This is a genomic window from Microbacterium sp. WCS2018Hpa-23 (assembly GCF_031843845.1).
In the GTDB taxonomy this organism is placed as follows: domain Bacteria; phylum Actinomycetota; class Actinomycetes; order Actinomycetales; family Microbacteriaceae; genus Microbacterium.
The window spans coordinates 1-16183 of sequence record NZ_JAVTIZ010000009.1 but is presented as its reverse complement, the minus strand read 5'-3'; the positions used below and the strand labels follow the sequence as shown (position 1 = coordinate 16183).

Sequence of the window (16183 nt, the reverse complement as noted above, 5' to 3'; positions counted from 1 at the left end):
CGACATACTGAGATGACCACGACGGAGAGGGCTTCACGATGACCGAGTACGAGACGATCCTGGTCGAGCAGCGCGGACGAGTCGGGTGGATCACCCTCAATCGACCCGAGGCGTTGAACGCCCTGAACAGTCGGCTCGCCGAAGAGGTCACCGCTGCGGCCGTGGCGTTGGACCTCGACGACGGCGTCGGCGCGATCGTCGTCACCGGATCCGAGAAGGCGTTCGCCGCAGGCGCCGACATCAAAGAGATGGAGGGCATGTCGGCGGCCGAGATGGTCGAGACCGACCACTTCGGCGTCTGGCACGAGTTCGCCGCGGTGCGCACGCCCGTGATCGCCGCCGTCTCGGGTTTCGCGCTCGGGGGAGGATGCGAACTCGCGATGATGTGCGACATCATTCTCGCCGCCGACACCGCGAAGTTCGGGCAGCCGGAGATCAACCTCGGCGTCATCCCCGGCATGGGCGGAACGCAGCGCCTGATCCGTGCGGTCGGCTACTACAAGGCGGCCGAGCTCGTGCTGTCGGGCCGGTTCATGGGAGCCGAGGAGGCGGAGCGCTCAGGACTCGTGTCACGCGTCGTTCCGGCATCCGATCTGCTCGCCGAAGCATCGACCCTCGCCGAGACCATCGCCGCGAAGTCGCTGCCGTCGGTGTTCGCCGCCAAGGCCGCCCTCGACGCCGCGATGGAGACGACCCTTGCCGACGGCCTGGCCCATGAGAAGAACGCATTCGCCGCCCTTTTCGACACCGAAGACCAGAAGGAAGGCATGTCGGCCTTCCGGGAGAAGCGTGCGCCCGACTTCCAGAATCGCTGAGCGCGCCCGATCGCTGTTCACAATTCAGCACGGACGTCGAAGAACGTGCCCGTCGGTGCCGAAGAGGCGCCGAGCGCCTCGGTTCTTGCTGAGTTGTGAACGACTCGGGTCCGAGACCTCAGCCGCGCAGCGCCTCGACGACCTTCTCGACGCGGCGGTCGCGGGTAGCGTCCTGCTTGGCCTCGGCGACCGTACGGGCATGCTCCTTGCGCACCGAGTACGACAGCGCGTCGAAGGCGGTGCGCAGAGCGGCGTCCGCATCGAGGGCCGTCGCGAGTGCGGGCGGGATCTCGACCTCCCGCTCGGCGGCGTCCACCCGGATGACCGCGTCGACCTCCTGGTCGATCTCGACCCCCAGGTCGGCCCGCACGGCCTTGCTGAAGCCGATCATGTTCGCGCCTCCCATGCGGGCGAGGCGCAGCCGGGCGGTGCGTCCGTCGATCGTTACGACGACGGGGAAGGTCTTGCCGGCACCGAACGAGGCCACCTGCTCGTCGGTGAGGACTATGGCGGCGGCGGGCCCCCGACCTTCGAGGGTGGTGTGCAGGCGCAGTTCGCTCATGCGGGCAGTGTACGCCCGCGTCCCTCGGCCCCTGCTTCTGATTCTGTGGCCAGCTGGTCGTTGCGCTCTTCGATCAGTCGCCGCATGTACGCGCCCAGGACGAGGCGGTCGACCACTCGGCCGAGAAAACCGAACGGCGAGTGGAATCGGATCGTGTCGCGCATCAGCGTGCCCTGCGGATGCTCCTCGAACACGTGCTCGTGCCAGAACGAGGCGAAGGGCCCCGAGATCTGCCGGTCGCGGAACCCGCGCGGCGGGTCGACGTCGTACACGATCGACCGCAGACGGAACGGGATGCCGAAGTGCCGTGCCCTCCACGTCACGGTCGTTCCCTCGCTGAACGTGCCGCCCGCCGGGCCCTCGACCATCGTCTCGCCGTATCGCTCCATCGACCGCAGGTGCAGCCCCGGGTCGAGGGCGACGGCGAAGACGCGCTCGGGAGTGGCGGAGATCACTCTTTCGAGCACGAACTCGACCATGTCAGAGCGCGTCCGGCTGCGGCTTCGGGTCGCTGAAGTCGCCGGCGGCCTTGCGCATCCGCGCGACGATCGCGACGAGCTCGGCGGCGTCGGCCTTGCTGATTCCCGGGTCGGCGAAGACGTCCTCGTTCAGCGCGACGGTCGCACGGTCGACGAGTTCGCGACCGGCCTCGGTGAGCGCGAGCAGTGCTGCACGTCCGTCGTGCGGGTGAGGTTCGCGCACGATCAGCCCGTCGCGTACGAGCCGCTCGGCGGTGCTCGTGACGGTCGTCGCGTGCACCTGCAGTCGGGCGACGACGCTCGACAGCGGCAGGCGTCCGGATCGGCTGAACGCCAGCAGGCGCAGCATCTCGTAGCGGGCGAAGCTGAGCGCGAAGGGCTTCAGCGCCGCATCCACTCTGGCGAGCAGCAGCTGCTGCGCCCTCATGACGGAGGTGACCACGGTCATGCCGTCGGCAGCGTCCGTCCACCCGTGCGCGAGCCACTGCCGCTTCGCCTCGGCGAGCGGATCCACGGGCAGAGGGCGGGGTCGGACCACGGTTCTACGGTAGGGCATCCGCTCGCACGAGCGGGGAGGCGGTGCGGGACGGCCGGCCTGGGTCTCAGTCGCTCGACGGATGGGACTCAGTATCAACGCGCTAGAATCGACGCAGTCGTGAGGAGCAATCGATGAAGATCTTCGTCCTGGTCAAAGAGGTGCCGGACACCTATGGCGATCGCAAGCTGGACCTCGAGACCGGACTCGCCGACCGCGGCGCCGGTGATGTGGTTCTCGATGAGATCACTGAACGGGCCCTCGAGGTCGCGCTGAGCCACGCCGACAAGAACGAGGGCACCGAGGTGGTCGCGCTCGCGATGGCCCCCGCCGGCTCGACGGCGTCGGTGCGACGGGCGCTCGCGATCGGAGCGGGTTCCGCCGTGCACATCGCCGACGAGCAACTCGCCGGAGCCGACCTCGGGCTCACCGCCGAGACCCTGGCCGCGGCGATCCGCCGCGCCGAGCCCGATCTCGTCATCACCGGCAACCTGTCGACCGACGGCTCGGGCGGCGTCATGGCGGCGATGCTCGCCGAGCACCTGGGCTGGGCCCAGGCGACCGCGCTCACGAGCGTCGAGATCACGCCGGAGGGCATCTCGGGAACCCGAGGGGCGGATGCGGGAGCGCAGCCGGTCTCGGCATCCCTTCCCGCCGTCATCTCGATCACTGAGGCGCTTCCGGATGCGCGCTTCCCGAACTTCAAGGGCATCATGGCGGCCAAGAAGAAGCCGCTCGAAGTGCTCACCCTCGATGACCTCGGTGTCTCGGCCGACCCTGCGGCCGCACCGCGCACGATCATGACCGCGGTTGCCGAGAAGCCACCGCGTGCGGCGGGCGTGAAGATCGTCGATGAGGGCGATGCCGCCGAGAAGCTGGTGGAGTACCTCGTGCAGAACAGGCTGGTGTGACATGACCTACCCCGAGAACCCGATCCTCGTCCTGGTTGACCTCGACCCTGCCGGAAACCCCGCCAGCAGCACCGCCGCCCTGATCGGCGCGGCGTCGACCATCGGCGCGCCGGTCGCGCTGGTCGTCGGGGGTTCCGCGGACGCCGCCGCGAAGGCCGCCGAGGCCGGAGCATCCGTCGTGCTCACGGCCGACGCCGACGAGGCGGCCCTCACGGTGCCGATCGTCGACGCCCTGCAGGCCGCTTTCGAGCAGGTCCGCCCGGATGCCGTACTGATCTCGAACTCCATCTCCGGTCGCGACGTCGCCGGCCGTCTCGCGGTGCGCGCGAAGCTCGCCCTGTCGGTCGACGCCGTCGGCGTCTCGCGCGATGACGAGGGCGTCGTCGCGCATCACTCGGTCTACGGCGGCGCGTACCTCGTCGACTCCGCGCCCACCTACGGCGCCGCGGTCATCACGGTGCGTCAGGGAGCCGTCGACACGCGCGCAGAGGCCGTGGCCTCACCCACTGTCGAGGCGCTGACCGTCGCGGCATCCGGTGCCGCAAGCGCGACCGTCGGTGCCGTCGAAGCCGTCGAGGCCACCTCGTCGCGCCCCGAGCTGCGCGGCGCGACCAGGGTCGTCTCGGGTGGCCGGGGACTCGCCTCGAAGGAGAAGTTCGTGCTCGTCGAGGAGCTGGCGGATGCGCTCGGTGCCGCTGTCGGCGCATCGCGGGCCGCCGTGGATGCCGGATACATCCCGCAGTCGCATCAGGTCGGTCAGACCGGAGTCTCGGTGTCGCCGCAGCTGTACATCGCACTCGGCATCTCGGGGGCGATCCAGCACCGGGCCGGCATGCAGACCGCGAAGAACATCGTCGCGATCAACAAAGACGGCGAGGCTCCGATCTTCGACGTCGCCGACTTCGGCATCGTGGGAGACCTGTTCACGGTCGTCCCGCAGGTGATCGCGGCCCTCGAGGCGCGGAAGAAGTAGACATGGCGACGCGGATGCTGAGGAGCGGGCTGCCGCGCGTGCGCGGTGGCGAGCCGTGGCCCCCCGGGGTCGCGGTCGATGAGCCGGGTGACGAGAGCGCCGCGTCTCCGTCGGCTCCGCCGTCTTCGCTCGACGAGCGCGAGACTGCGGCTCCGGTCGTCGAGTCGGCTGTCGCCTCCCCGGTCGCCGAGTCGGCTGTCGCCTCCCCGGGCATTGAGACCGCCGCTCCCTCCCCGGTCGTTGAGCGAGGAGCGCAGCGACGAGACGAAACGCGCCACGTTGCTAGCGCGGCCGTCACGGTGTCATCCGTGCGTCGCGGTCTCCCGCGCACGTCGGGAGGAGAGCCCTGGCCTCCCGCGGGTGTGACGCCTGCGGGGGCGGATGGCGTTTCGTCTCGGTCGGCTTCGCCGTCCTCGCTCAACGAGCAGGAGAACGCATCCGCCGTCGCTGCGGCTGTCGCCTCCCCGGTCGTCGAGCACGCATCGTCCCGCTCGGCGTCGGCATCCTCGATCGAGGAGGCCGCGGCTTCGGCCTCTGTCGCCTCGGCTGCCGAGCCGACGGCCGGCCAGGCCGTCGAGCAGACCGGATCCGTGCGCCGCGGCCTGCCGCGAGTCGCCGGCGGAGATCCGTGGCCGCCGGCCGGTACCGTTCCGCAGGTCGCCGCCTCGACGGACGCCTCCGCGGCCGCGACCGAGACCGCGGACGTCGTCCCGGTCATCGTGGCACCGTCTTCCGAGCCTGCTGCCGCCGAGGTCGCCGCGTCCGCTCCCTCCACGGCCGTGGCCCCGGCATCCGCATCCTTCGCTCTCGGTGATCCCTCGATCCCGCTGCCGGCACCGCGCACGGTGTGGAACGGCAGTGCGCCTCGGCGCATCACCGCGGCCGCTCCGGCATCCGCTCGTCCTCGTCCGCCGTGGACGCAGGCGATCGCCGGACTGCTCGGGGCCGCGGCCCTCGGCATCCTGGCTGCGGCAGCCGTGGCGTTCGTGCGGGCGCTGCTGAGCTTCCCGTTCATGCAGGACTTCCTCGCGGCGTTCCCCGGCGAGTACACGCCCGCCATCGCGGTCGAACCCGGGTTCGCGCCGTGGGTCAACTGGGCGCACTTCTTCAACGTGTTCCTGATGGTGCTGATCATCCGGTCGGGACTCCGCATCCGCAACGAGAAGCGCCCCACCGCGTTCTGGACTCCTCGGGGCGACCCCAAGGGCAAGGTCAGTCTGACGATCTGGTTCCATCAGGCGCTCGACATCCTGTGGCTCGTGAACGGCGTGATCTTCGTGGTGCTGCTGTTCGTGACCGGACACTGGGTGCGCATCGTGCCGACGAGCTGGGAGGTCATTCCGAATGCCCTGTCCGCCGCGCTGCAGTACGTCTCGTTCGACTGGCCGACCGAGCACGGCTGGGTGAACTACAACAGCCTGCAGCAGCTCGCCTACTTCGTGACCGTGTTCATCGCGGCGCCGCTCGCTGCCGCGACCGGCTTCCGCATGTCGGGCATGTGGCCGAAGAAGGCCGAGCGCCTGTCGAAGGCCTACCCGATCGAGTGGGCACGCGCGCTGCACTTCCCGGTCATGATCTACTTCGTGGTGTTCATCATCGGGCACGTCGCCCTGGTGTTCCTCACCGGTTTCCTGCGCAACCTCAACCACATGTACGCCTCGTCCGATGCCGTCGGCTGGACCGGGTTCTGGGTGTTCGTGGCATCTCTCGTGGTGATCGCCCTCGGCTGGGTGGCGGCGCGTCCGCTCGTGATCGCGCCGATCGCCAAGCTGTTCGGCAGCGTCTCAGGGCGCTGACCCGTTCGCGATTCCGCACAGATCTCTCCCGGACCCAGCGAAACGGCCCCCTGCCAGTGGCAGGGGGCCGTCATGCCGAATCGTGAACGCGAGGTTCGCGAGAGGCGCCGGACTCAGCGGACGAAGCGGACCTCGGTCAGCGTCTCGCCGAGGAACGGCTCGGTGTGACTGGCGCCGTCGAGCGCGAAACCGTTGCGCGTGTAGAAGCGGTGGGCGCGGGGGTTGTCGTCCGCGACCCAGAGGTAGAGCGACTCGTCCTTCTCGACCGCGGCGTCGAACAGCTTCTGGCCGATGCCGGTCGAGTGGTACGCGTCGAGCAGGTAGATGAAGTACAGCTCGCGGAACGCGGGAGCATCCTTGTCGCGGGCGGGGCCGGAGCCGACGAAGCCGACGATCTCTCCGTCGACGAGCGCCGCGCGCATCGTGAACTCGGGGCCCTGAGAGGCCCAGTGCGTCCACAGCTCGGCCATGCGCCGGGGCGAGACCTTCTCGAGCGCTGCCTTGCTGATCAGGTGGTCGTAGGTCTCGTGCCAGCACTGCGCGTGCACGCGACCCAGGGCTTCCGCATCCACATCACGGACCGGACGGACGATGACTTCAGACTGGGCTTCGGCGCTCATATCGCGACTCTACGCGCGGCCTCCGGGATCAGGAAATCGAGCGGAAGCGTTCCCACAGTGCCGATATGCCGGTGGAGGGTTTACACAACGATGTTCGCGATCGGTTCGTCGATGGCTACGATCAGTCCTCGTGAACGTGATCTGGCGCACTCTCCTCGTGATCCTCTCCGCCCGCCGCCGAGTGCGCCGAGGCAAGACGCTCGACGCAGCCTCCGTCAGCAGCATCAGGCTGACGACGCTCCCCACCGACATCGACATCCTGCGCCACATGAACAACGGCCGATACCTGTCGCTGTTCGACCTCGGCCGCTGGGACCTGCTGATCCGCACGGGACTGTTCGACGCGATGAACGAGAACGGCTGGTACGCCGTGGTGTCGAGCGAGACCGTGACCTTCCGCAAGTCGCTGCAGCTCTGGCAGCGGTTCGAGGTGCAGTCCCGGTTCATCGGACACGACGACAAGGCCGTGTTCCTCGAGCACCGAGCCGTCGTCGGCGGCGAGATCTACGCACGGGTGATCGTGCGCTCGCGGATGCTGCGCCGCACCGGCGGCACGGTGAGCAACGAAGAGCTGTTCGCCGCCGTCGGCAAGCCGGAGGGCGTGCCCGAGATCGACCCGTGGGTGCACGACTGGGCCGCGGCATCCGCTCTTCCTCCCGTGCGCAGCTCGGCGCCGAGCGTGTGGAACTGACGCCGTGAACGATCCGTGGGGTCTCGAGACGCGTGCGCCGGGGGCGACTCTGCTCGTGGGATGCGGCAAGCTCGGCGTGCGGCTCGGCGAACGACTGGTCGCAGGGGGCTCCGACGTCACGGCCATGCGACGCAGCGGGGGCGACATGCCTTTCCCGACCGTCGAGGCCGATCTCCGGCATCCGCTCGACCGCGAGCTCCCGGCGTTCGACTCGGTCGTGATCACGCTGCCGCCGAGCACCGAGGGCGACTCGATCTATCCGCCGGCGCTGCGCGGGCTCGCAAAGGCCTTGCCGTCGATGCCCGAGAGGGTCGTGTTCGTGTCGTCGACGCGGGTGTTCGAGGGTCGCCCCGGCGAGACGCCGCTGACCGAGCGCGATACTCCAGCCGTGTCGAGCGAGCGGGGCGGCGACCTGCTCGAGGGGGAGCACCTGGCGATGGAGCTGTTCGGCGCGCGTATCGTGCGCCCGGCCGGCATCTACGGGCCCGGGCGCGACTTCCTGATCCGTCGGGTGCTCGAGGGGGCGCCGATCGATCACACCCGCCGCACCAACCGCATCCACGAGACCGATCTCGTGCGCCTGCTCGAGGCCATGCTTCGGGCCGACTCGGCGCCGCCGCTGATCCACGCGGTCGACACCGAGCCGGTGCTGCTCGGAGATGTGGCCGCGCACATCGCTGCACGGCTCGGGGTCGAGGTGCCGCCGCATCTGGATCCGGAGGTCGGTGGCGGAACGGTGCTCGACGGGCACCTGCTGCAGGAGTTCCTGGGTGAGCTGGAGTACCCGACCTTCCGCACGGGGTACGACGAGATGATCGCCGCGCGCTGAGCGCCCGTCGCTCAACGGCAGGCACGCCTCTCAGTCTTAGGCTGAGATCATGGCCGACCCGACGCCCTCCACGGATCCCGAATCCGCCTCTCTCGCGGACCGTGCCGTCGAGCTCGCCCGCCGCTGGGTGATCGAGGCCGCGGCCGCCGATGTCGACCCGGCCGCCGAGCGGCTGGCCGGAGTGCTGCAGGATGCCAACGGCCTGCCGTTCACGCTGGGGTTCGTCGACGGCGTCATGCGCCCCGAGAGTCTGGGGGCCGCGGCATCCCAACTGCACCGCATCGCGCCGATCGTCCCCGACTTCCTGCCCTGGTACCTGCGTTCTGCCGTCCGCCTCGGTGGCGGGGTCGCGCAGATCCTGCCGAGCCCCGTGGTTCCCATCGCGCGCCGGGTGCTGCGCGACATGGTCGGCCACCTGGTCGTCGATGCCCGCCCCGCGAAGCTCGGACCGGCCATCGCCAAGATCCGCGAATCCGGCGCGCGACTCAACCTCAACCTGCTCGGTGAGGCCGTGCTCGGCGAAGCCGAGGCGCAGCGGCGGCTCGACGGCATCCATGATCTGATCCGTCGACCCGACGTCGACTACGTCTCGGTCAAGGTGTCGGCCATTATCAGCCACATCTCCATGTGGGCGTTCGACGAGGTCGTCGATGCCGTGGTCGAGCGGCTGCTGCCGCTGTACCTCACCGCAGCCTCCGACCGCACCTTCATCAACCTCGACATGGAGGAGTACCGCGACCTCGATCTGACGATCGCGGTGTTCACGCGCATCCTCGAGGATCCGCGGCTGCAGGGCCTCGAGGCCGGCATCGTGCTGCAGGCCTACCTCCCCGACGCCTTGCCTGCACTGCAAGAGCTCACCGCGTGGGCGCGGGAGCGCGTCGACCATGGCGGCGCCCCGATCAAGGTGCGTCTCGTCAAGGGCGCCAACCTCGCCATGGAACGCGTCGAGGCGCACATGCACGGGTGGGAGCAGGCGACCTACGACACCAAGCTCGACACCGACGCGAACTACCTGCGCTGCCTCGACTGGGCGCTGCGCCCCGAGAACATCGCGGCGGTGCACCTGGGCATCGCGGGGCACAACCTGTTCGGCATCGCGTACGCGTGGCTGCTCGCGGGGGAGCGCGGTCTGCGCGGACTCTCGGCGGCAGGAAGCGGAGCAGGGCAGCCGCCGATCGAGTTCGAGATGCTGCTCGGCATGGCGCAGGGGCAGGTGCAGGCCGTCTCGCGCGAGGTCGGCGAGGTGCTGCTCTACGTGCCCGTCGTGAAACCCGACGAGTTCGACGTCGCGATCAGCTATCTGGTGCGTCGGCTCGAAGAGAACGCGTCGAACGACAACTTCCTCTCCGCCGCGTTCCGGCTCGGCGACGACGAGTCGCTGTTCGTGCGCGAGCGCGACCGCTTTCTCGATGCGCTCGATCGCTCGACCTCGCAGACCCTGCAGGTCGGCGCGCTCCGCACCCAGGATCGTCAAGCCCCCGTGCACGAGTCGGTGCGCCCGGCCCCCGTGGCCGTCGCTCCCGAAGAAGAGTTGACGAAGGCTGTGCTCGGCATCTCGCGAGGGTCGGATGACTCGGGCGGGCCGTTCCTCGAGACCGCGGTCTACGCCCCGCGCGAGCTCGACGAGGGAACCGGCGGCGCCCCCGGTTTCACGAACACCCCCGACAGCGACCCGTCGCTTCCGGTCAACCGCGAGTGGGCACGCGAGATCCACGCGCGGATCGCCGAATCGACCCTGGGAGTCGCCACGATCGAGGCCGCCCGCATCGACGACACGGGGGCGCTCGAGAGCACGGTCGCCGGAGTGCGGGATGCGGGAGCCCAGTGGGGAGCGCGCCCTGCTGCAGAGCGCGCCGAGGTGCTGCTCCGGGCCGCCGCCGCACTCGAAGGCCGTCGCGGAGAGCTCATCGAGGTCGCCGCGGCCGAGACGGGCAAGGTCTTCGCCGAGGCCGACGTCGAGGTGAGCGAGGCCGTCGACTTCGCCCGCTACTACGCCGCCAAGGCGCGGGAGCTGGATGCCGTCGCCGGCGCCGCGTTCGAACCGGCACGCGTCACGGTGGTCGCGCCACCGTGGAACTTCCCCCTCGCGATCCCCGCCGGGGGAGTGCTCGCCGCGCTCGCCGCGGGATCCGGTGTCGTCTTCAAGCCCGCACCTCAGTCCCGACGCTGCGCCGCGGTGATCGCCGAGACGCTGTGGGAGGTCGGCGTGCCGCGAGATGTGCTCGCGCTCGTCGACATCGAGGAGGGCGACCTCGGCCGGGCTCTGATCGCGCACGAGTCGGTCGACCGCGTCATCCTCACCGGCGCCTGGGAGACGGCCGCGCTCTTCCGGTCGTGGCGGCCGGACCTGCCGTTGCTCGCCGAGACCAGCGGCAAGAACGCGATGATCATCACCGCATCCGCCGACCTCGACCTCGCCGTCGCCGACCTGGTGCGCAGCGCGTTCGGGCACGCGGGGCAGAAGTGCTCCGCGGCGTCCTTGGCGATTCTCGTCGGGCCCGTCGGTCGCTCCAAGCGCTTCGCCCGACAGCTCGCCGACGCCACGCGCTCGCTGCATGTCGGCTGGCCCACCGACCCGCTCGCCGAGGTCGGACCCGTGATCGAGCGGCCGCAGGGCAAGCTCGCCTGGGCGCTCACCGAGCTCGAGGGCGAGGAGCAGTGGCTCATCGAACCCGCGGTGTCGGCCGACGATCCGAGCGGACGGCTGTGGCGACCCGGCATCCGCGTCGGGGTGCAGCCGGGGTCGCGATTCCACACCGAGGAGTTCTTCGGGCCGGTGCTCGGGATCATGCATGCGCCGACGCTCGAGAGCGCGATCGAGATGCAGAACGCCGTCGCCTACGGGCTGACCGCCGGGCTGCACACGCAGGATCCGGATGAGCTCGAGCTGTGGCTCGACCGCGTGCAGGCCGGAAACCTCTACGTGAACCGCGGCATCACCGGAGCGATCGTGCAGCGCCAGCCGTTCGGCGGGTGGAAGCGGTCATCGGTGGGCCCCGGCACCAAGGCCGGCGGGCCGAACTATCTGATCGGGCTCGGATCCTGGCGCTCGAGCGGATCCGGTCCCGTGTCGAGCACCCTGCACCTGCGCGGCCTCGACTCCCGCATCACCGAGCTGATCGAGTCGGCGCAGCCCTCTCTCGACTACGAGGCCTTCGAATGGCTGCGCCGCTCGGCGCTGTCGGACGCACTCGCCTGGGATCGAGAGTTCGGGCAGGTGCGCGATGTCTCGCGTCTCGGCGTCGAGCGCAATCTCTTCCGTTATCGTCCGGTTCCCGTCGCGATCAGGGCGACCGCGGATGCCGGATGGCAGGAGCTGCTGCGCGTGGTCGTCGCCGCCGTGCGCGCCGGCGCCGGCTTCGTGCTGTCGACGCCCGTCGGGCTGCCGTCTGAGGTGCGCCGCGCGCTCGGCACGCTCGGGGCGGTCGTCTACATGGAGAGCGACGACGAGTGGATCGAGCGGATGCGACGACGCGACGGCGCATCGGGCGACGTGTTCGCGTCATCGGATGAGGCTCCCCGGCCGAGCCGGGTGCGGCTCGTCGGCTCGCGTGACGCGGTCGCGACGCTGCACCGCGCGCTGGCACGGGCGGTCGACGGCGACCCCGACCTCGCGGTGTACGACGGCGAGGTCACCTCGGCCGGACGCATCGAGCTGCTGCCTTTCGTGCACGAGCAGGCGATCGCGATCACTGCGCACCGCTACGGCAACCCCGACGACTGGAGCGCCTCGGTCATCTGAGCGCTGCGACTCAGCGCAGACCATGTAAAGAATTCTTGACACGATGGATGCCGCGGGCATACTCTCATGTCAAGAATCTTTTACATGGGAGGCATCATGGCTTACGAAGAGCGCAACGCCTGGTCGGGTCTGCTCGTCGGTGCGGTCGTGATCACCGCGTACGTCGTGATCGTGCTGCAGCAGGCCGCCGGGCGTCCGGTGACCGAGGTCGACTGGCTCCCGCTCATGCTCTGGACGATCGGGATCGGCATCGTGGCCACGATCATGATCAGCATCGTCTGGGGGATCATCGCCGGCGCGAAGGATCCTGAGGGTGTCGGCGAGTCCGACGTGCGGGACCGCGACATCAGCCGCATGGGCAGCCGCGTCGAGCAGGCCTTCGTCGTGATCGCGGGGCTCGGCGTGATCGCCCTGTGCGCGGTGGATGCCGACGTCTTCTGGATCGCGAACACGATGTTCGCAGGCTTCGCCGTCTCGGCCATGGTCGGCAGCATCGCGCGAGTCGTCGCCTACCGCCGGGGGCTCGTCTGATGGTCAAGCCCACCCTGGTCTCCAACCGCATCCGCGCTCACCGCGAGGGTGCGGGTCTCACCCAGGCCGAGCTCGCGTGCAGCATCGGCGTGACCCGGCAGACGCTCATCGCGATCGAGCAGGAGAAGTACTCCCCGTCGCTCGAGCTCGCGTTCCAGATCGCCCGCGCGTTCGGCGTCGGGCTCGACGATCTGTTCCACTACCCCGAACCTTCGACGAAGGATGCCTGAGATGACCGAGACGATGCCCGCCTGGGTGCGGAAGACCTACGGCTCTGCCGACGGGTTCCGGCTCGAGCAGATCCCGAAGCCGGTGCCGCGCCGCGGAGAGGTGGTGCTGCGCGTCGCGGCGACGTCGCTCAACGCGGGTGACGTGCGGCTGATGCTGGGCGATCCGCTGCTGGTGCGCCCGGTCTTCGGCCTCACGCGTCCCAAGTACCCGGTGCGGGGCATGGAGGTCTCCGGCACCGTCGTCGCCGTCGGGCCGAACGCGATCGGAGCGGAACTCGGAGAGCGGGTCGTAGGGGAACTCGTGGGCGGCGGAGGACTCGCATCCCACGTCGCGGTGCCCGCCGATCGGCTCGTGCCGATCCCTCCCGATGTCGCCTCCGAGGCCGCGGCCTGTCTGCCCGTTGCCGCAGGCACGGCCTGGCAGGCGCTCGATCGTGCCGGCATCGGCATCCACTCCGAAGTCCGGATCGAGCGGCACCGCTCCGAGCATGCGGTTCCGCGCGTGCTCGTCATCGGCGCCTCCGGGGGAGTCGGCACGTTCGCAGTGCAGCTCGCGGCGCTGCGAGGGGCGGAGGTCTGGGCGACATGTGGGGAGCGCAACTCCCGTCTCGTCGAGCATCTCGGCGCGGTGCGCACCCTCGATCATCGTCGCTCGCCCCTGTCGGCACTGCCCGCCGGCCACTTCGACGCGGTGATCGACATCGCCGGGGGAACCGGGCTGCGCGACCTGCAGCGCCTGGTCGTCGCCAGTGGGTCCGTGGTGCTCGTCACGGGAGACGGCGGGCGCGTGCTCGGACCGATTCCCCGGATGCTCAAGGCGGCGTTCCTGTCGATCGGATCGACCCGTCGCATCCGCCCGCTCGCGGCGACGCCGCGCACCGAGGTCCTCGCGAAGCTGCTGGAGCTGACCGCAGAGGGGCGGATCACGCCGGTGATCCAGCGCGAATACGGATTCGACCGTGCTTCCTCCGCCCTCGCCCACCTCGAGGCCGGGCACACGGTCGGCAAGGTCGTCGTCCACGGCGCCCTCGAATCGCGTGAATGACCCGGTATCGACGGTCGATCGGGTCATTCACGCGATTCGAAGCAGGCGGCCCGCGCTCTGGCGGCGTCGCGCTCTGGCGGCGTTCAGGGGGCGGGTGACAGAATGGATGCTGGCGTGCCCGAGTCGCATCTTCCCTGGGCGCCGGCTCTCACCGAGCGGCGCGGGTCGAAGGACCGCCGGGCCCCTGGACAGCGTCCGCCGCATCCGTTCGAGGAGCCCCATGTCTGTCGAAACCACTGCGTCGACGTCCGAGACCGCCACTCCGGTGCGCACCGCACACCACCGTCACTATCTGATGTGCAAGCCGTCGCACTTCACGGTGAACTACTCGATCAACCCGTGGATGGAGCCGGCCAAGCCGACCGACACCGCGCGGGCCGTCGAGCAGTGGCAGAAGCTGCACGACCTGTACCTCGAGCTCGGTCATGAGGTCGAGCTGATCGAGCCGCTCGCCGGATACCCCGACATGGTCTACACGGCCAACGGCGGGTTCCTGATCGACGGCCGCGCCTACGTGCCGAAGTTCCGCTTCGTCGAGCGTCAGGGCGAGGCCCCGGCCTTCGCCGACTGGTTCCGCGGCGCCGGCTACGACACGGTGATCCCCGAAGAGGTCAACGAGGGCGAGGGCGACTTCCTGCTCGTGGGAGATGTGATCCTCGCCGGCACCGGCTTCCGCTCGACGGGTGACAGCCACCGCGAGGTCGGAGAGGTCTTCGGCCGCGAGGTCGTGTCGCTCAACCTCGTCGACCCGCGCTTCTACCACCTCGACACCGCCATCGCGGTGCTCGATCCGGTGCAGGGCGTCGAGAACGGCGGCCCCGAGCACGCGAACATCGCGTACCTCCCCGGAGCGTTCGACGACGCGAGCCGAGCGATCCTCGAGGAGCGCTTCCCCGACGCGATCCTCGTGTCGGATGAAGACGGCTCGGTGTTCGGACTCAACTCGGCGAGCGACGGCTACAACGTGGTCATCTCGCCTCGCGCCAAGGGCTTCGAGGCGCAGCTGCGCGAGCGCGGCTACAACCCGATCATGGTCGACCTGTCCGAGCTGCTGCTCGGCGGCGGCGGGATCAAGTGCTGCACCCTCGAACTGCGCGGTGAGGCATGACCGCCGTCGAGCCGGGCATCGAGGTCACGGCCGAGCCGCACGTCGCCCACAACTACCACCCGCTGCCGGTCAACATCGCGCGCGGTGACGGCGCCTGGGTGACGGATGTCGAGGGCAAGCGCTACCTCGACCTTCTCGCCGCCTACTCGGCGGTGAACTTCGGGCACCGGCATCCGGCTCTCGTGGCCGCGCTCACCGAGCAGCTCGGTCGGGTCACGCTGGTCAGCAGGGCGTTCCAGAGCGATCGGCTCGAACCGTTCGCCGCGGCGCTCGCCTCGCTCGCGGGCAAAGACATGGTGCTGCCGATGAACACGGGAGCCGAGGCCGTCGAGACGGGCATCAAGGTCGCCCGCGCCTGGGGATACCGCGTCAAGGGCATCGCCGAGGGCAAGGCGCGCATCATCGTCGCCGCCGGCAACTTCCACGGGCGCACCACCACGATCGTCAGCTTCAGCGACGACGAGCAGGCGCGGGCGGACTTCGGTCCGTACACCCCCGGCTTCGACGTCGTCCCCTACGGGGATGCGGATGCCGTCGCCGCCGCGATCACCGACGACACCGCCGCCGTGCTAATCGAACCCATCCAGGGTGAGGGTGGAGTGGTGATCCCGCCGGAGGGGTACCTGCGCCGCATCCGCGAGATCTGCGACGAGAAGAACGTGCTGTTCATCGCCGACGAGATCCAGTCGGGTCTCGGCCGTGTGGGTGAGACGTTCGCCTGCGACCGCGAGGACGTCGTGCCCGATCTGTATCTGCTGGGCAAGGCGCTCGGCGGGGGGATCCTTCCCGTCTCCGCTGTGGTGGGGAACACCGATGTGCTCGGTGTCATCCGGCCCGGTGAGCACGGATCGACCTTCGGTGGCAATCCGCTGGCCGCGGCCGTCGGACTCCGCGTCGTCGAGATGCTCGAGTCGGGGGAGTTCCAGGAGCGGGCCCGTGCGCTCGGCGCGCATCTCGCCGCCGGCCTCGAGCCGCTGATCGGTCACGGTGTGACCGAGGTGCGCATCGCAGGCCTCTGGGCGGGAGTCGACATCGACCCCGCCAAGGGCACCGGGCGCGAGATCGCCGAGAAGCTCCTGGTCCGTGGAGTGCTCGTCAAAGACACCCACGGCCAGACCATCCGCATCGCTCCGCCGCTGGTCATCAGGGCGACGGAACTCGACTGGGCGGTCGAGCAGCTGAAGCTGGTCCTCGGGGCCTGACCCCCTGTCCGCCGGGCGACACGCCCGGCGGACAGCCCGGATTTGCCGGAACCCCGGAACCCACGTAACTTATTACTTGTTCGCCCCACAGGGAAGCGGAGAGGCCGAGAG

The 16183-nt window shown here is 69.7% G+C and carries 16 protein-coding genes; 12 read left to right on the top strand and 4 right to left on the bottom strand.

What is annotated here, in order from left to right:
- The first annotated feature begins 38 nt into the window (after window positions 1–38).
- Window positions 39–815 (top strand): enoyl-CoA hydratase-related protein, encoded by a 777-nt coding sequence (locus RQG77_RS15150; RefSeq protein WP_311245473.1) that lies wholly within the window; start codon window positions 39–41, stop codon window positions 813–815.
- A gap of 118 nt (window positions 816–933) precedes the next feature.
- Here the strand turns inward: RQG77_RS15150 and RQG77_RS15145 are convergent, their stop codons facing one another.
- The 3 genes from RQG77_RS15145 to RQG77_RS15135 are packed head-to-tail and all read right to left on the bottom strand — an operon-like array spanning window position 934 to window position 2394.
- Complete coding sequence (locus tag RQG77_RS15145) at window positions 934–1377, bottom strand: YdeI/OmpD-associated family protein (protein WP_311245472.1); 444 nt, start codon at window positions 1375–1377, stop codon at window positions 934–936.
- Window positions 1374–1856 carry an SRPBCC family protein gene (locus RQG77_RS15140; RefSeq protein ID WP_311245471.1) on the bottom strand — a complete coding sequence of 161 codons (483 nt, stop codon included), beginning with the start codon at window positions 1854–1856 and terminating at the stop codon, window positions 1374–1376. The genes RQG77_RS15145 and RQG77_RS15140 overlap by 4 nt, the downstream gene beginning before the upstream one ends.
- Before the next feature lies 1 nt (window position 1857).
- On the bottom strand, window positions 1858–2394 hold the full coding sequence (locus RQG77_RS15135) for a MarR family transcriptional regulator (RefSeq protein WP_311245470.1): 537 nt from the start codon (window positions 2392–2394) through the stop codon (window positions 1858–1860).
- 131 nt (window positions 2395–2525) lie between these two features.
- On the opposite strand from RQG77_RS15135, the gene RQG77_RS15130 reads away from it, so the two are divergent.
- From RQG77_RS15130 to RQG77_RS15120, 3 genes are read left to right on the top strand one after another with little or no spacing between them, the layout of a single operon-like run.
- Window positions 2526–3302 carry an electron transfer flavoprotein subunit beta/FixA family protein gene (locus RQG77_RS15130; protein WP_311245469.1) on the top strand — a complete coding sequence of 259 codons (777 nt, stop codon included), beginning with the start codon at window positions 2526–2528 and terminating at the stop codon, window positions 3300–3302.
- Window position 3303: 1 nt separating this feature from the next.
- Window positions 3304–4275, top strand: coding sequence for an electron transfer flavoprotein subunit alpha/FixB family protein (locus tag RQG77_RS15125; RefSeq protein WP_311245468.1), 972 nt, complete (start codon window positions 3304–3306; stop codon window positions 4273–4275).
- Between the two features lie 2 nt (window positions 4276–4277).
- Window positions 4278–6071 carry a cytochrome b/b6 domain-containing protein gene (locus tag RQG77_RS15120; protein ID WP_311245467.1) on the top strand — a complete coding sequence of 598 codons (1794 nt, stop codon included), beginning with the start codon at window positions 4278–4280 and terminating at the stop codon, window positions 6069–6071.
- A 113-nt stretch (window positions 6072–6184) separates the two neighbouring features.
- Here RQG77_RS15120 and RQG77_RS15115 read toward each other — a convergent pair whose 3' ends face one another.
- A complete protein-coding gene (locus RQG77_RS15115; protein ID WP_311245466.1) occupies window positions 6185–6691 on the bottom strand; it encodes a GNAT family N-acetyltransferase in 507 nt (168 codons plus the stop codon).
- 130 nt (window positions 6692–6821) lie between these two features.
- Between RQG77_RS15115 and RQG77_RS15110 the strand changes: the two genes are divergently transcribed.
- The 8 genes from RQG77_RS15110 to rocD all read left to right on the top strand — a co-directional run bounded on the left by RQG77_RS15110 (window position 6822) and on the right by rocD (window position 16072).
- A complete protein-coding gene (locus tag RQG77_RS15110) occupies window positions 6822–7382 on the top strand; it encodes an acyl-CoA thioesterase (RefSeq protein WP_311245465.1) in 561 nt (186 codons plus the stop codon).
- A gap of 4 nt (window positions 7383–7386) precedes the next feature.
- Entirely contained in the window at window positions 7387–8211 is an 825-nt protein-coding gene (locus RQG77_RS15105) for an SDR family NAD(P)-dependent oxidoreductase (protein ID WP_311245464.1), read from the top strand.
- Between the two features lie 49 nt (window positions 8212–8260).
- Window positions 8261–11956 carry a bifunctional proline dehydrogenase/L-glutamate gamma-semialdehyde dehydrogenase gene (locus tag RQG77_RS15100; protein ID WP_311245463.1) on the top strand — a complete coding sequence of 1232 codons (3696 nt, stop codon included), beginning with the start codon at window positions 8261–8263 and terminating at the stop codon, window positions 11954–11956.
- A 96-nt stretch (window positions 11957–12052) separates the two neighbouring features.
- The gene (locus tag RQG77_RS15095; RefSeq protein ID WP_311245462.1) at window positions 12053–12487 is read left to right on the top strand and encodes a hypothetical protein; all 435 of its coding nucleotides are present in this window, start codon (window positions 12053–12055) and stop codon (window positions 12485–12487) included.
- Window positions 12487–12717, top strand: a complete 231-nt coding sequence (locus RQG77_RS15090) for a helix-turn-helix transcriptional regulator (RefSeq protein ID WP_311245461.1) — start codon at window positions 12487–12489, stop codon at window positions 12715–12717. The genes RQG77_RS15095 and RQG77_RS15090 overlap by 1 nt, the downstream gene beginning before the upstream one ends.
- 1 nt (window position 12718) lies before the next feature.
- Window positions 12719–13762, top strand: a complete 1044-nt coding sequence (locus RQG77_RS15085) for an NAD(P)-dependent alcohol dehydrogenase (RefSeq protein WP_311245460.1) — start codon at window positions 12719–12721, stop codon at window positions 13760–13762.
- A 220-nt stretch (window positions 13763–13982) separates the two neighbouring features.
- A complete protein-coding gene (ddaH, locus tag RQG77_RS15080; RefSeq protein ID WP_311245459.1) occupies window positions 13983–14870 on the top strand; it encodes a dimethylargininase in 888 nt (295 codons plus the stop codon).
- Window positions 14867–16072 (top strand): ornithine--oxo-acid transaminase, encoded by a 1206-nt coding sequence (gene rocD, locus RQG77_RS15075; protein WP_311245458.1) that lies wholly within the window; start codon window positions 14867–14869, stop codon window positions 16070–16072. Before ddaH ends, rocD begins: the two co-directional genes overlap by 4 nt.
- Window positions 16073–16183 lie beyond the last annotated feature (111 nt).

Excerpts from the sequence above, each read along its gene's own strand:
- RQG77_RS15150 (WP_311245473.1), top strand. The coding sequence starts at position 39 with ATGACCGAGTACGAGACGATCCTGGTCGAGCAGCGCGGACGAGTCGGG.
- RQG77_RS15145 (WP_311245472.1), bottom strand. The coding sequence starts at position 1,377 with ATGAGCGAACTGCGCCTGCACACCACCCTCGAAGGTCGGGGGCCCGCC.
- RQG77_RS15140 (WP_311245471.1), bottom strand. The coding sequence starts at position 1,856 with ATGGTCGAGTTCGTGCTCGAAAGAGTGATCTCCGCCACTCCCGAGCGC.
- RQG77_RS15130 (WP_311245469.1), top strand. The coding sequence starts at position 2,526 with ATGAAGATCTTCGTCCTGGTCAAAGAGGTGCCGGACACCTATGGCGAT.
- RQG77_RS15125 (WP_311245468.1), top strand. The coding sequence starts at position 3,304 with ATGACCTACCCCGAGAACCCGATCCTCGTCCTGGTTGACCTCGACCCT.
- RQG77_RS15120 (WP_311245467.1), top strand. The coding sequence starts at position 4,278 with ATGGCGACGCGGATGCTGAGGAGCGGGCTGCCGCGCGTGCGCGGTGGC.
- RQG77_RS15115 (WP_311245466.1), bottom strand. The coding sequence starts at position 6,691 with ATGAGCGCCGAAGCCCAGTCTGAAGTCATCGTCCGTCCGGTCCGTGAT.
- RQG77_RS15100 (WP_311245463.1), top strand. The coding sequence starts at position 8,261 with ATGGCCGACCCGACGCCCTCCACGGATCCCGAATCCGCCTCTCTCGCG.
- RQG77_RS15095 (WP_311245462.1), top strand. The coding sequence starts at position 12,053 with ATGGCTTACGAAGAGCGCAACGCCTGGTCGGGTCTGCTCGTCGGTGCG.
- RQG77_RS15090 (WP_311245461.1), top strand. The coding sequence starts at position 12,487 with ATGGTCAAGCCCACCCTGGTCTCCAACCGCATCCGCGCTCACCGCGAG.
- RQG77_RS15085 (WP_311245460.1), top strand. The coding sequence starts at position 12,719 with ATGACCGAGACGATGCCCGCCTGGGTGCGGAAGACCTACGGCTCTGCC.
- ddaH (WP_311245459.1), top strand. The coding sequence starts at position 13,983 with ATGTCTGTCGAAACCACTGCGTCGACGTCCGAGACCGCCACTCCGGTG.
- rocD (WP_311245458.1), top strand. The coding sequence starts at position 14,867 with ATGACCGCCGTCGAGCCGGGCATCGAGGTCACGGCCGAGCCGCACGTC.